This window comes from Paenarthrobacter sp. TE4293 (genome assembly GCF_050435325.1).
GTDB lineage: Bacteria > Actinomycetota > Actinomycetes > Actinomycetales > Micrococcaceae > Arthrobacter > Arthrobacter nitroguajacolicus_C.
On sequence record NZ_JBNJRY010000004.1, the window covers coordinates 403,627 to 417,460 of the forward strand.

General features: G+C 61.9%; 12 protein-coding genes. 3 read left to right on the forward strand and 9 right to left on the reverse strand.

The genetic code is table 11. The features are described from left to right. Positions 1–42 precede the first annotated feature (42 nt). Entirely contained in the window at positions 43–1,083 is a 1,041-nt protein-coding gene (gene galE, locus QF015_RS10710) for a UDP-glucose 4-epimerase GalE (RefSeq protein ID WP_310209258.1), read from the forward strand. A gap of 83 nt (positions 1,084–1,166) precedes the next feature. Here galE and QF015_RS10715 read toward each other — a convergent pair whose 3' ends face one another. The 3 genes from QF015_RS10715 to fdxA all read right to left on the reverse strand — a co-directional run bounded on the left by QF015_RS10715 (position 1,167) and on the right by fdxA (position 4,172). After that, a complete protein-coding gene (locus tag QF015_RS10715; RefSeq protein WP_024817462.1) occupies positions 1,167–2,450 on the reverse strand; it encodes a citrate synthase in 1,284 nt (427 codons plus the stop codon). A gap of 232 nt (positions 2,451–2,682) precedes the next feature. Beyond that, complete coding sequence (gene dapC / locus QF015_RS10720; protein ID WP_310205696.1) at positions 2,683–3,831, reverse strand: succinyldiaminopimelate transaminase; 1,149 nt, start codon at positions 3,829–3,831, stop codon at positions 2,683–2,685. Positions 3,832–3,845: 14 nt separating this feature from the next. Then, positions 3,846–4,172 (reverse strand): ferredoxin, encoded by a 327-nt coding sequence (fdxA, locus tag QF015_RS10725; RefSeq protein ID WP_024817464.1) that lies wholly within the window; start codon positions 4,170–4,172, stop codon positions 3,846–3,848. A gap of 198 nt (positions 4,173–4,370) precedes the next feature. Between fdxA and QF015_RS10730 the strand changes: the two genes are divergently transcribed. Beyond that, positions 4,371–4,574: a hypothetical protein gene (locus QF015_RS10730; protein ID WP_429389001.1), complete on the forward strand. Its 204-nt coding sequence runs from the start codon at positions 4,371–4,373 to the stop codon at positions 4,572–4,574. Here QF015_RS10730 and QF015_RS10735 read toward each other — a convergent pair. Together QF015_RS10735 and typA are read right to left on the reverse strand one after the other, a co-directional pair. Beyond that, positions 4,492–4,908: a hypothetical protein gene (locus QF015_RS10735; RefSeq protein ID WP_429388872.1), complete on the reverse strand. Its 417-nt coding sequence runs from the start codon at positions 4,906–4,908 to the stop codon at positions 4,492–4,494. The two genes, QF015_RS10730 and QF015_RS10735, sit on opposite strands and share 83 nt — an antisense overlap. A gap of 33 nt (positions 4,909–4,941) precedes the next feature. Continuing rightward, entirely contained in the window at positions 4,942–6,858 is a 1,917-nt protein-coding gene (gene typA, locus QF015_RS10740; protein WP_310205701.1) for a translational GTPase TypA, read from the reverse strand. Positions 6,859–7,141: 283 nt separating this feature from the next. On the opposite strand from typA, the gene QF015_RS10745 reads away from it, so the two are divergent. Continuing rightward, positions 7,142–7,993 (forward strand): SGNH/GDSL hydrolase family protein, encoded by an 852-nt coding sequence (locus tag QF015_RS10745; protein ID WP_310205704.1) that lies wholly within the window; start codon positions 7,142–7,144, stop codon positions 7,991–7,993. Positions 7,994–8,144: 151 nt separating this feature from the next. Here the strand turns inward: QF015_RS10745 and QF015_RS10750 are convergent, their stop codons facing one another. From QF015_RS10750 to QF015_RS10765, 4 genes are all read right to left on the reverse strand, one after another. Next, complete coding sequence (locus QF015_RS10750) at positions 8,145–9,854, reverse strand: ABC transporter ATP-binding protein (RefSeq protein WP_310205707.1); 1,710 nt, start codon at positions 9,852–9,854, stop codon at positions 8,145–8,147. Positions 9,855–9,864: 10 nt separating this feature from the next. Then, the gene (locus QF015_RS10755; protein ID WP_429388877.1) at positions 9,865–10,809 is read right to left on the reverse strand and encodes an ABC transporter permease; all 945 of its coding nucleotides are present in this window, start codon (positions 10,807–10,809) and stop codon (positions 9,865–9,867) included. Beyond that, a complete protein-coding gene (locus QF015_RS10760; RefSeq protein WP_310205713.1) occupies positions 10,799–11,728 on the reverse strand; it encodes an ABC transporter permease in 930 nt (309 codons plus the stop codon). Before QF015_RS10760 ends, QF015_RS10755 begins: the two co-directional genes overlap by 11 nt. Before the next feature lie 124 nt (positions 11,729–11,852). Beyond that, positions 11,853–13,535: a peptide ABC transporter substrate-binding protein gene (locus QF015_RS10765; RefSeq protein ID WP_310205716.1), complete on the reverse strand. Its 1,683-nt coding sequence runs from the start codon at positions 13,533–13,535 to the stop codon at positions 11,853–11,855. Positions 13,536–13,834 lie beyond the last annotated feature (299 nt).

Sequence of the window (13,834 nt, forward strand, 5' to 3'; positions counted from 1 at the left end):
ACACAAAGCGGCGTGGCTCCACTTTCCGCTAGCGTAGAGACCATGAAAATTCTTGTCACGGGTGGCACCGGCTACATCGGTTCCCACACCGTTTTGTCCCTTCAGGAAGCCGGCCACGACGTCGTCGTGCTGGATAACCTCGTGAACTCCAGCGAGGAATCTCTCCGCCGTGTTTCGGAGCTCACCGGCAAGACCGCCGCCTTCCACAAGGTTGACTTGGTGGACGAGCCCGCCGTCGAAGCCGTGTTCGACCAGCACCGGATCGACGCCGTGATCCACTTCGCTGGCCTGAAGGCCGTAGGAGAGTCCGTTCAGGAACCCCTCGCCTACTACTACAACAACATTGTGGGCACCTTGAACCTGCTCCGGGCCATGGACAAGCACAACGTCCGTTCCATCGTGTTCAGCTCCTCTGCCACGGTGTACGGCGAGCACAACCCGATCCCTTACATCGAAAAGATGGAAATCGGCGCCAACAACCCCTACGGCCGCACCAAGGAACAGATCGAGGACATCCTTTCGGACCTGGGCAACGCGGACGACCGCTGGCATATCGCACTGCTGCGCTATTTCAACCCGGTGGGCGCGCACCCGTCCGGCCGCATCGGCGAGGACCCCCAGGGCATCCCCAACAACCTTGTTCCGTTCATCGCCCAGGTGGCTGTTGGCCGCCGCGAGAAGCTCATGGTCTTCGGCGGCGATTACGACACCCCCGATGGCACTGCACAGCGCGACTACATCCACGTGGTGGACCTGGCCGACGGCCACGTAGCGGCCCTGAACTACATTGCTGAGCGCGCCGGGGTCCGCCGTTGGAACCTGGGCTCCGGCCGCGGCTCGTCAGTGCTCGAGGTGCTGCGCTCCTTCGAGAAGGCCGTCGGGCAGCCCATTCCCTACGAGATCACTGGCCGCCGCGCCGGCGACCTCCCCGCATTCTGGGCCGACGCTTCCTCCGCCCTGGCCGACCTCGGCTGGTCCACCACCAAGACCGTGGACCAGATGTGCGAGGACCACTGGCGCTGGCAGAAGAACAATCCGTACGGCTACAACGCTGCTCAGCCTGCTGCGGCGAACAACGCTTAGTCTGCAAAGCACCGCAACCAACGACGGCGGCCGCCCACCTTGCGAGGTGGGCGGCCGCCGTCGTTATTGACGATATTGCCGTATCAGTTGGCCGGGTAGTTGCGTTCCGGTTCCCCTGTGTAGAGCTGCCGCGGACGGCCGATCTTGGTCTGGGGGTCGTTGATCATTTCGCGCCACTGGGCAATCCAGCCCGGGAGGCGGCCAATGGCGAAGAGCACGGTGAACATCTTCTCCGGGAATCCCATGGCCTTGTAGATGAGGCCGGTGTAGAAGTCGACGTTCGGGTAGAGCTTGCGCTGGATGAAGTAATCGTCAGCCAGGGCCTTCTCTTCGAGGCGCATCGCGATGTCCAGCAGTTCGTCGTTTCCGCCGAGCTTGCCGAGAACTTCGTGGGCCGTCGCCTTGATGATCTTGGCGCGGGGATCGTAGTTCTTGTAGACGCGGTGCCCGAAGCCCATGAGGCGGACGCCGTCTTCCTTGTTCTTGACCTTCTCCATGTAGTCCTCGGGCTTGATGCCGTCGGCCTGGATCTGGCGGAGCATCTTCAGCACGGCCTCATTGGCACCACCGTGGGCAGGGCCAAAGAGGGCGTTGATGCCTGCGGACACCGAAGCGAAGAGGTTCGCGTTGGACGAACCCACCAGGCGAACGGTGGAGGTGGAACAGTTCTGCTCGTGGTCTGCGTGCAGGATGAGCAGGAGGTCCAGCGCCTTGACCACTACCGGGTCCATCTCATACTGCTCCGCCGGGAGGCCGAAGCTCAGGCGCAGGAAGTTCTCCACCAGGTTCATGGAGTTGTCCGGGTAGAGCATCGGCTGGCCGATGGACTTCTTGTGCGCGTAGGCAGCAATGACCGGCAGCTTGGCCATCAGGCGGATGGTGGAAACTTCCACGTGCTCCGCGTTGAAGGGGTCAAGCGAGTCCTGGTAGAACGTGGACAGCGCAGAAACAGCCGAGGAGAGCACCGGCATGGGGTGGGCATCACGGGGGAACCCGCCGAAGAAGCCCTTGAGCTCTTCGTGCAGGAGCGTGTGGCGGCGGATCTTCTGGTCGAACTCTTCCAGCTCCGTGGGAGTGGGGAGGTTCCCGTAGATCAGCAGGTAGGAAACTTCGAGGAAGCTCGAGTGCTGCGCGAGCTGCTCAATCGGGTAACCGCGGTAACGCAGGATGCCTGCGTCGCCGTCGATGTAGGTAATGGCCGAGGTGGTGGCCGCTGTGTTCATGAAGCCGGGGTCATAGGCGACGGCGCCCGTCTGCTTCAGCAGCTTGGAAACGTCGTAGCCTTCGTTTCCTTCTACAACCTTGATGCGCGGCAGTTCGAGTTCGCCGCCGGCATGGCGCAGTGTCGCGCTGGTGGTCTCAGTCATGGAGTCCCCTTCATGAGGCCTTTGGGCCTCTATCGAACGCTTGTCCAACCAACTTCTGGTGTCGCCGCCTTCGGCCCTACTGTTGCAGGGCTCCAACGGCCGAAGTGCTTTCTTAGAGAAGGCCACCATTGATAGTCAGTTAAAAAGCTACCGCCAGTAACCCTGCGGAACTAATCCGTGCCGTCCGATTACTGGCGGAATCACGCTAACAGTGGCGCAAGTCACAGCATTGTTATGAGGCTGTGGCAAGCCGTTCAACCGCGGCGTCAATGCGCTCGTCGCTGCCCGTGAGGGCGACGCGAATGAAACCATTGCCGGCGTCCCCGTAGAAGACGCCCGGGCCCACCACGATGCCAAGGCCGGCAAACCTGGCCACGGTGTCCCAGGTGGCTTCGCCCGCCGTGGACCAGAGATAGAGGCCGGCCTTGGATTGGTGGATCTGCAGCCCGAACTTCTCCAGCGCCGGGAGCAGCCTCTCGCGACGGCCGCGGTACAGGTCTTTCTGGGCCAGGACGTGCCCGGCGTCGCCCAAGGCTACGCGCATTGCCTCCTGGACAGGGTATGGCACAATCATGCCCGCATGCTTGCGGCTGTTGACCAGATTGGCCATGATGGCCGGATCGCCGGCCACGAACGCGGCACGGTACCCGGCCAGGTTGGACTGCTTGCTCAGGGAATACACGCACAGCAGCCCGTCAGTTGAGCCGCCGGTGACCCGGGGATCCAGGATGCTGGGAACAGCCTCTCCCCCGCGTTGGGCATCCCATTCGCCCCAGCCGAGCTCGGCGTAGCACTCGTCCGAAGCCACCACGGCTCCGAGTTCACGGGCCTGGCCGACGATTCTGCGCAGCGACTCGACGTCGCGGACGCTGCCGGTGGGATTGCCCGGTGAGTTGATCCAGATCAAACGGACTTTGGCACGGGTGGCCGGATCCAATTCCTCCAGATCATCGGCAGCTACCGCTGTGGCCCCTGCCAAGGAAGCCCCGATGTCGTATGTCGGGTAGGCCACCGTGGGCCGCACAACGACGTCCCCGGCGCTGAGGCCAAGCAGGAAAGGCAACCACGCGACAAGCTCTTTGGAACCCACCGTCGGCATGACGTCCCTGGGGTCCAGTCCGGGCACGCCGCGTCGGCCGGCGAACCAGTCCACCACAGCCTGCCGCAGGGCCTCGGTTCCATGAACCGTGGGATAGCCGTGGGCGTCCGCCGCGGCCGCCAGGGCCTCCCGAATGAGCCCGGGAGTGGGATCCACCGGCGTTCCAATGGAAAGGTTCACTGCGCCACCGGGATGCTTGGCTGCCGTGGCAACATACGGTGCCATGGCCTCCCAGGGGTAGTCAGGCAGGTTCAGGCCGAAAGCCGGTGCCGCGGAAATCAAAGAAACAACCGCCCTTAGTGGTCTTGGTTCTGCGGGGGCAGTGCGGAGATGAACGGGTGATCCTTGCCCGTGTTGCCAATCTTGGCGGCTCCACCTGGGGATCCGAGGTCGTCGAAGAACTCGACATTGGCCTTGTAGTAGTCAGCCCATTCTTCCGGGGTGTCATCCTCGTAGTAGATGGCCTCAACGGGGCACACAGGTTCGCAGGCACCACAGTCGACACATTCATCGGGGTGGATATAGAGGGAACGCTCACCTTCGTAAATGCAGTCGACAGGGCACTCTTCAATACATGCCTTGTCCTTGACATCCACACACGGCTGCGCGATTACGTACGTCACGTCCCAGACCTCTCCACGGTTTGTCCCGGCGATGGCCGGGGTACTACGGCCGGCATCATGCCGGGCACTCAACTTCCGAGCCTATTATCCAACAGTGCGACAACGCCAACCTAGCCCGCGTCTTAGTATGAAACGGTGACTCCCCCGCATTTGCCACCCAGACAATTCCTTCTCACTGCAAAGCCGGGTATCCGTGTGGTGGTCCGTTACAGGTTCGACGACGGCCTGACGGACGCGTTGGGCTACCTGCTGGACACCAGCGAAAACAGTTGCACGGTGCGCACCCGCACGTCCGACGTCGTGATTCCCCTGGCGATGGTCATCGCGGCGAAAGAGGTTCCACCGCCACCGCCGCGCCGGCCGGCTGTGCGGCGCGCAGGCGGCTCGCTGCCACCAGCATGACCACGGTGACCGCCGCGATGCCAAAGACCCACACATTGCCTACGGCATCTCCCAGCACCAGCTGCTTGGCCGGTCCCGCTGATGAGAAGACGCCGACGGCGGCATAGCCCACCACGCCGGCGACCGCCGTCGGGATAATCGAGCGCGACCACGCGGCAAGCCACAGTTGGGCCGACGCCAGCAACACGAGGGCTGCCACGACGCCCCAGGGAACCTCGACGCCGGACAGCGGCACCGTTTGTCGGTGCAGCACCGTTCCTGCTGCAGCAACGAAAAGAGCCGCCAGTACGGCCGCAGCAATGCCACGGACCGTACCGGCAGCTCCTCTCTTCATTCAGCTGTTCCTGACTGTTTCAGTCAGTGCAGGCTAGGACTTGGCGCGGGCGCGGTTGGCCTTGGCGCGCTCGTTGGAGTCCAGGATGACCTTACGGATACGGATGGCCTCCGGGGTTACCTCGACGCACTCGTCTTCGCGGGCGAATTCGAGGGACTCTTCGAGGGTCAGATCGCGCGGCGGCGTCAGGTTCTCGAAGGTGTCAGAGGAAGCGGCACGCATGTTGGTGAGCTTCTTTTCCTTCGTGATGTTGACGTCCATGTCGTCAGCGCGGGAGTTCTCGCCAACAATCATGCCTTCGTAAACCTCGGAGGTGGGCTTCACGAAGAAGGAACCGCGCTCCTGCAGGTTGATCATGGCGAACGGCGTCACAACACCGGCACGGTCAGCGATCATCGAACCGTTGGTGCGGTATTCGATCGGTCCGGCCCACGGCTCGTAGCCCTCGGAGATGGAGGCGGCAATACCGGCACCTCGGGTGTCCGTCAGGAACCGGGTACGGAAGCCGATGAGGCCACGGGCGGGAACGATGAATTCCATGCGGCACCAACCGGTGCCGTGGTTGGCCATGTTGGTCATCCGGCCCTTACGGGCAGCCATGAGCTGCGTGACGGCGCCAAGGTATTCCTCGGGCACGTCGATGGTCATGTGTTCCATCGGCTCGTGCAGTTTGCCGTCGATGGTCTTGGTCACTACCTGCGGCTTGCCCACAGTCAGTTCGAAGCCTTCGCGGCGCATCTGCTCAACCAGGATGGCCAGCGCCAGCTCGCCACGGCCCTGGACTTCCCAGGCGTCGGGACGCTCGGTGGGAAGGACCTTGATGGAGACGTTACCGATCAGTTCCTTGTCCAGGCGATCCTTCACCTGGCGGGCCGTGACCTTGGCACCCTTGACCTTGCCGGCCAGCGGCGAGGTGTTGATACCGATCGTCATGGAGATCGCGGGATCGTCCACGGTGATCAGCGGCAGCGGCTGCGGGTTCTCGGCGTCCGTGAGGGTTTCACCGATGGTGATGTCCTCGATGCCGGCAACAGCAACGATTTCACCGGGACCGGCCGACTCGGCCGGAACGCGGGTCAGCGCCTTGGTGGCCAGCAGTTCGGTGATCTTGACGTTCTTGAGCTCACCGTTCGCACGGGCCCAGGCAACGGTCTGGCCCTTGCGGAGCGTGCCGTTGTAGATGCGAAGCAGGGCGAGGCGGCCAAGGAACGGCGATGCGTCCAGGTTGGTCACGTGTGCCTGCAGCACGCCGTCCGGGTTGTACGTCGGAGCCGGGATGTGCTCAATGATGGTCTTGAAGAGAGGCTCAAGGTCCTCGTTCTCCGGAGCCGAGCCGTTGGCCGGCTGGTCCAGGGACGCGCGGCCAACCTTGGCGGCGGCGTAGACGACGGGAACTTCGAGGACCTTGTCCAGGTCGAGGTCCGGAACTTCGTCGGCAAGGTCCGAAGCCAGACCGAGGAGCAGGTCCATGGACTCGTGGACAACCTCGTCGATGCGGGCGTCGGGACGGTCGGTCTTGTTGACCAGGAGGATGACCGGCAGGTGTGCGGCAAGGGCCTTGCGGAGCACGAAGCGGGTCTGGGGCAGGGGGCCCTCGGAGGAGTCGACCAGCAGGACGACGCCGTCAACCATGGACAGACCGCGCTCTACCTCGCCACCGAAGTCGGCGTGGCCGGGGGTGTCGATGACGTTGATGGTGATGGTCTCGCCGTTGGAGGACGGGCCGTTGTAGGCAACCGTGGTGTTCTTCGCGAGAATGGTAATGCCCTTTTCGCGCTCCAGGTCACCGGAGTCCATGACACGGTCCTCAACCTCACCATGGGAAGCGAAGGAGTTGGTCTGCTTGAGCATGGCGTCGACCAGGGTGGTCTTGCCGTGGTCAACGTGTGCGACGATCGCGACGTTGCGCAGATCGCTCCGCGACGCAGTGTTGGTGATGGTTTCAGACATGCGTTAATGACTCGTTTCAGTGGTGAAGTCAGCTGTTTGTATCCGCGCGCATACCTGATCGACTTGATCGGAACACACAGCGAAAAGACCCCGGGACACAGGGCACCTGCATCCAGTCTAAACGCAGTTGCATTTCTGCGCCTAAAAAGCAAGCCATCAGCGATCCGAATGTGGCGCCGCTCACAAGGCGTCACGCTTTAGTAACCGCTACTCCAGATGCTGGATTTTCTCGGCGCAGTGCCCCATGATTACTGCAGAACCAGTGCCACACGGAGACCATACGATGCGACAATCTTCGGCCGCGTTCCGCCTGCTCGCACCTTTGATCGCCGTCGGCGTTCTGTTGGTGGGCTGCGGACCAAGCCAAACTACCCCCATTTCTGCCCCCACGCGTTCGGCCGCGCCCGCACCCGCCCAGACGGCCGCCGCCGCTACACCACTGAGGACTGCCCCGGCTCCCAGCGCACTGGACTTGCCGGTTGGCTCGCTCTACAAGAACCCGGCGAACAACCGCAATGAGCTGGTACTCGCCGATGTGCGCCATACGGCTGTCCTGATCGGCGATTCGCAGGCCATGCCCAAGGACTCCTGGCCACAACAGGGCATCGCCGCCCTGGGGTACAAGTTGCACGTAGTGGGCATGGGTGGGACCGGCTTCGTAGCCACCAACGGCAAGACAGGTAATTACATCGACGCGTTGCAGCGTGGGGACTGGATCCTCCCCTACGGAGACCCGCCCTTGATCGTGGTGCAAGGCGGTGGCAACGACGCTTCGCAGAAGGCCACCGATGCCCAGATCACCAGCAACGCTGAGCGGCTGCTGGCGGCCCTGAAGAAGCGCTATCCCGGCGCTGCCTTGGCCATGATTGGAACCTTGGCGCGCGGGGCGGACAACGGAGGCGGCCGCCGCACCGAAGTGGACGCCTTGTTGGGGCGCATCGCCGCCAAACACGCGATCCCCTTTGTCAGCACGGGTGATTGGCTGACACGCTACAACGCAGTGGGAGACCTTCAGGATGGCGTGCACCTGAAGCCGTCCGGCCACGTCAAGCTTGGTGCGGTCCTGGCCCGAGAACTCGCAGCCTTGGGCCTCACCGCCCGCCCGGACAGCAACGCCCCAGCCCCCGCACCCTAGGGGCGTTGCGAGGCCCGCTCTGCGCGTTTTGGGAGCTTCTTTCCGTGCAGAGCGGGCCTCGCAACAGGCGCGTTAACGGCAAGAGCCGGTGATTTCCTTTCGGAACCCACCGGCTCTTGCTTTGTACGCCTTGATGAACTTACGACGCCGGTCAGGCCACCGCCGGGGGCAGCAGGAGCGATCCACCCGGGATGGCGTCCAGGAGCGCCTGGGTGTACGCCTCACGGGGGTTGTCGAAGACGCCGTCAGTGCTGCCCGTCTCCACGAGCTTGCCCTTCTCCATGACGCAGACGTGGTCCGCAATCTGGCGGACAACCGCGAGGTCGTGGGTGATGAACAGGTACGTCAGGCCAAGGTTGTCCTGCAGGTCCGCCAGCAAGTTCAGGACCTGGGCCTGCACCAGGACGTCAAGGGCCGAGACCGCTTCGTCGCAAATGATGACTTCAGGGTCCAGGGCCAGTGCACGCGCAATGGCAATGCGCTGCCGCTGGCCGCCCGAGAGCTCGTTGGGGTACCTCTGCATCATGGACTGGGGCAGAGCCACCTGATCCAACAGCTCGCGAACCTTCTTTTCACGGCTGGCGGCATTGCCGATCTTGTGGACACGCAGCGGTTCTTCGATGGTCCTGAAGATGTTGTACATCGGGTCCAAGGAACCGTACGGATCCTGGAAGATGGGCTGGACCCGGCGGCGGAACTTGAAGAGTTCCTTCCCCTTAAGCCCCGCGGTATCCACGCCGTCGAAGATAATCTGGCCCTCAGTGGGCTTTTCCAGCTGGAGAACCATCTTTGCGACAGTGGACTTACCCGAACCGGATTCGCCCACGATCGCCGTGGTAGTACCGCGCTTTACCGCGAAGCTGACATCGTCAACAGCGGCGAAATCGGACGTTTGTCCCAGGCCCTGACGCAATTTATAGATCTTGCGCAGGTTCTTGATCTGGAGGACCTCGTCCTGGGTACGTTCCTTCGCAGCCGCTGCAGGTGCCAGAAGATCCTCGGCCTCCACACCCTGTTCTTTGGCCACCTGAATACGGCGGGAAGCCAGTGAAGGAGCTGACTCAACCAGACGACGGGTGTAAGGGTGCTGGGGGTTGCGAAGAAGGTCCAAGGAAGGACCTGCCTCAACCACGTTGCCCTGGTACATCACAATCACCTTGTCGGCCCGCTCTGCGGCCAAACCGAGATCGTGAGTAATGAGCAGCACGGATGTGCCGAGCTCCGTGGTCATCTTGTCCAGGTGGTCCAGGATCCTGCGCTGCACCGTGACATCCAGTGCCGATGTAGGTTCATCGGCGATAAGGAGCTTCGGCTGGCAGCTCAGTCCGATGGCGATCAGCGCGCGCTGGCGCATTCCGCCAGAGAATTCATGCGGGTACTGCTTGGCACGCCGTGCAGCATCGGGGAGTCCAGCTTCCGCGAGGACGCGGGCAACGTCCTCCGGACCATCCGGGCGACCGTTGGCCTTCAGGGTTTCCCGAACCTGGTAACCGATCTTCCAGACCGGGTTCAGGTTGGACATGGGGTCCTGGGGAACCATACCGATGTGGCTGCCGCGGAGCTCGATCATGCGCTTCTCCGACGCGTGGGCGATGTCTTCGCCGTCGAGCAGGATCTGGCCCGCGGAGACGCGTCCGTTGTTGGGCAAGAGGCCGATGGCGGCCAGCGCCGTCGTCGACTTTCCTGAGCCTGACTCCCCCACAATGGCGACCGTCTCGCCCGGCATGATGGTCAAATGCGCGTTCTTGACAGCCTTGACCTCCCCGGAACCGGTCTTGAAGGTGATGGCCAGGTCCCTGATCTCCAGGATGGGCCGTACTGGTGCCGTGGCTTCATCAATTCTGATGTTGGCAGAAGTCATGTTCGCCTCCTTAGCGCTGACGGCTCTTGGGATCAAGAGCATCGCGGACGGCGTCGCCAAGCATAATGAAGCTCAGGACGGTGATGGACAGGGCCGCTGCCGGGTAAAGCAGGATTCCCGGATTGGTGCGGATTGAGGCGTTGGCCGCGGAAATGTCGTTACCCCACGACATCACGCTGCCGGGCAGCCCGACACCCAGGAACGACAGCGTGGCCTCCAGAACGATGAAGACGCCCAGTTCCAGCGTGGCAAGGACAATCACAGGTGCCAAGGCATTCGGCAGCGCATGCTTGACTAGGGCACCGAACTTGGAAACACCCAGTGACCGGGCCGCCGTGACAAAGTCCGCGTTGCGCACTTCGATGACGGCACCTCTAGTGATGCGTGCCATTTGAGGCCAGGCAAGCAAGGAAATTGTCAGGACCACGGTCCACACGCTCCTGTTCTCACGGAACAACGGCAGCTGCGTGATGACCAAGGCCCCCAGAATGATCGGCAAGGCAAAGAAGATATCGCCAAGACGGGCGAGAACTGCATCAAGCCATCCGCCGTAGTATCCGGCCAGCGCACCAAGCGTGACGCCGATGATGACGACGGCCAGCACGGACAGGACACCGACGGACAGGGAAGCCTGCGTACCGTGGATCACGCGGGAATAGACGTCGCAACCTTGCAGGGTGAAACCCAGCGGGTGGCCGGCAGTGGGCGCGCCCTCGGAGTTGGCCAACTGGCAGTCATTGTTGGGCTCCACGCTGGTGAACAGTCCCGGGAACACTGCAACGATCACAAGGAGCAGGATCAGCAGCGAGGAGACGATGAACAGTGGGCGGCGGCGAAGCTTCCGCCAAGCATCAGCCCAAAGGCTCAGGGGCGCCTGATCTGTTTTGACGGCGTCAGTGGCCAGAAGCGGTGTCTCCTCGACGGGAGCCACAAAGTGTTCAGTATTACTGGTCATAGCGGATCCTCGGGTCAAGCCAGGCGTACAGGAGGTCAACCAAGAGGTTGGTGATGACGAAAACAAGGACCAGGACGCTCACGATCGCGACAATGGTGGGGCCCTCGCTTCGCTGGATTGCCTGGAAGAGTTTGTTGCCCACTCCGGGGACGTTGAAGATGCCCTCGGTGACGATGGCACCACCCATGAGGCCACCAAGGTTGGCACCCAGATAGGTAACCACCGGAATCAACGAGTTCCTGAGGATGTGCGCAATCACGACGCGCGGCCGGGAAAGTCCCTTTGCCGTTGCCGTACGAACATAGTCGGCGTTCATATTCTCGCTGACAGACGCGCGGGTCAGGCGGAGCACGTAGGCGAAGGAGACCAATCCGAGGACGACGGCCGGAAGAATCAGGTTGCCCCAGTCGGCGTTGGCGCCCACCGTAGGTTTGGCCCATCCGAGCTGAACACCGAACACAAGCTGGAAAACGAAGCCCAGAACAAAGGTCGGGACTGCGATCACCAGGAGCGAAACGACCAGAACGGTGGAGTCGAAGAGCTTGCCCTTTTTGAGCCCGGCGAAAACTCCGAAGGCGATGCCGAACACGGCCTGGATGATGAGAGCTTCAATGGCGAGCATCGCCGTGACCGGGAAAGCCCGGGCCAGGGAATCGGCGATGGGCTGTTGGGTAAAGTCAACGCCAAGGTTGAAGGTAAACAAGTTCTTGATGAAGAGCCCATACTGAACCCAGAATGGCTGGTCCAGGTTGTACTGGGCCCGCAGCGCGTCGATAACGCTCTGCGGTGGCTGGCGATCCCCGAAGAGGGCGGCAATCGGGTCGCCGGGTAGTGCGAAGACCATGTAGTACACGAGGAGAGTGGTCCCCAGGAATACCGGGATCACCTGGAGGAGCCTACGGGTAATAAAGCGGACCATGGGTCACCCCTCTCCGTTGGTCGGGCGTTGGTGTGTCATGTGTGCCTTCCTGCCAACCAAGCAAGGGGGGCCCGGCGCTTTGGCCGGACCCCCGATGCCCTAAGGCAAGTTCAGATCCTGAGGACTACTTGGCTTCGATGTCGAAGTAACGGATGCCGCCATTCCAGCCGGTTTCAGCCGAGACAACGTGGTTGCTCCAAACAATCGGGGTTGCCCGGTACCACAAGGGCAAGCCGGGAAGGTCCTTGAACAGGACCTCCTGTGCCTCGTTGAACTTCTTGTTGGCGTCTTCCGGAGTCTTGGCTGCAAGGCCTTCCTTGAGGAGCTTGTCGAACTCGGGGTTCGAGTACTTCTCGTAGTTGGAGGATGCGTTGGTTGCCCATACAGGTCCGAGGAAGTTGTACAGCGACGGGTAGTCGCCCTGCCAGCCGGCGCGTGTCAGGCCGGGGAGGGACTGCGACTTGCGCAGGTCCAGAACTTCAGCGAACTTCGCGAAAGGCTGGATTTCAGCTTCGATGCCGAGGTTGTTCTTGAAACCGTTGGCAACGGCGTCGATCCATTCCTTGTTGCCGCCGTCAGTGTTGGAGGCGATCAGGAGCGGCTTGGAACCGTCGTACGGCTTGATCTTTTCGGCCTGGGCCCAGAGATCCTTGGCCTTGGCGGCATCGAATTTCAAGACATCGCTGCCCGGAATGGAGTCGTTGTAGCCGTCGAGGACGGGTGCAGTGTACTCGGTGGCCGGGGTACGCGTGCCGTTGAAGATGACCTTGGTGATCTCGTCGCGGTTGATGGCGTGTGAAAGAGCCTGGCGACGCAGGAGGCCGGCTTCACCCTGGAAGTTCGGGTTGTAGCCCGGGATGTTCAGGGTGGAGTTGTTGGCGTTGGGGCGCGTGGAGTTACGGTCCGGGAAGTCCGTGGTGTAAGTCTTCAGAGCGTTTGACGGAACAACATCCGTGATGTCGAGGTTGTCGGCCTGAAGATCCGTGTATGCGGGGCCCGGATCCGTGTAGAACTTGAAGGTCACGCCACCGTTCTTGGCAGCACGCGGGCCGGAGTAGTCAGCGTTCTTGACGAGGGAGATGGACTGGTCGTGTACCCAGGCACCTTCCTTTTCGAACTTGTACGGGCCGTTGCCGATCGGGTTCTCGCCGAACTTCTTCGGGTCCTTCAGGGCCTCGGAAGGCAGCGGGTAGAAGGCGGAGTAGCCAAGGCGCAGCGACCAGTCAGCCTCGGGCTGAGCGAGCTTGACCGTAATGGTCTGGTCGTCAGTTGCAGCCAAACCGGACATGGTCTGAGCGGTAGGGGCCGGAGTGGAGGTCTTCTTGCCGTCGGCGCCGGTGGTCTCAGTGACTGCACTGACGTCGGCGTAGCCTTCGATGGACTCGAAGAAGAAGCCGTTGTTCTGGAGGTTGGTGCTCAGCGCGGCGAAGTTCCAGGAATCAACGAAGGTCTTGGCCGTGATGGCTTCACCGTTGGTGAACTTGGCGCCGGACTTGACCTTGATGGTCCAGTTCTGCGAGTCGGTTGTCTCAATCGACTCCGCCAAAGCGTTGACGGGCTTGCCGTCTGAGTCGTAGGCACGAAGGCCTTCGAACAGCAGCTCGACGACGCGGCCACCGTAGACCTCGTTGGTGTTGGCCGGAAGAAGCGGGTTCTGCGGTTCGTTGCTGTATGCGGAAATGACCCTGTTCGGGTCAGTTGCGGCAGAGCTGTTCGTGTTGCTGCCGCCACCGCCGCCGCAACCGGTCACTGCGAGGGCGATGATCGCCGCTACGCCTAGAGCTTTGGAAGTGCGCGAGAAACGCATTCCGCCTCCTATGAGTCGTGGAGTTGAGCAGGAGAAATTCGTGATTCCCCCCAGGCACAGGCACAGTTTCCTACTGTGACGTTGCCTACATGTGTGTGTAAGCCTACCCACATTGTGTCCGGATGATGGAACCTGCTGGCCAAACTGTAACCGTTCCGCAACCTACACATGCCTAAATTGCCGCGGATTTCAAGTCAAACGTTACCCGGTGGTAGCATTCGCTGTCTGACAGCAGGACAGGACCGTTTTTGGGCAAAAAAAGTACCCCGGTTCTGTTAAACCAGGGTCCTTGAAGTCTT